A 645-nucleotide genomic window follows, 5' to 3' on the forward strand; every position below is an offset into this window, starting at 1 on the left:
CCCTATCAACTGGATGAGTCTGGACATCAGCAGCCGTTATGCCCAAGACGAGTATGACGATACCCAAATCGGCCTGACTGAATCAGAAGATTACGGTTATGACGCTAACCTTAACATCGCCTTTAATCAGCATGTTGATGGTTACGTGTTTGCTGGACAGCAATGGATTAACTCCAATCAAGCAGGCAGCCAAAGCTTTGGCGCAGCAGATTGGATGGCTGATATTGAAGATGAATTTATCAACTTAGGCGCAGGCGCAAGCTATAGCGGTTTAATGCAAGACAAGCTCACCTTAGGGGTGGATTACTTATTTAGTAACTCTGTCAGTAACACTGATGTCACCGCCGAAACCATGAATCCGTATGGGGATTATTACTCATACAACCACAGTGCCAGTATGTACGCCGATTACGCCTTGAGCGAGCAAATGGCACTGAAATTAACTTACCGCTATGAACGCTATTTCGATACCGATGCAGCCAACGTAGGGGTCAATGATATTCCGGGGATGATTACTCTGGGCGATATCAACCATAACTACAACGCGCACCAAGTGATGTTGTCGTTTACCTACCAATTGCGCTAAGACGCATCGTTAATGCTACGAGAGGATATATCAATGGAACGTAGAAGTTTTTTAAAAGC

General features: G+C 45.1%; 1 protein-coding gene. It reads left to right on the forward strand.

Annotation, left to right across the window (positions count from 1 at the left end):
* The coding region (locus tag Q4591_RS20095; protein ID WP_303462626.1) for an MtrB/PioB family outer membrane beta-barrel protein at positions 1-586 on the forward strand (586 nt) is incomplete at its 5' end.
* Positions 587-645: the final 59 nt, after the last annotated feature.

It is taken from the genome of Shewanella sp. 3_MG-2023 (assembly GCF_030548765.1).
Lineage (GTDB): Bacteria > Pseudomonadota > Gammaproteobacteria > Enterobacterales > Shewanellaceae > Shewanella.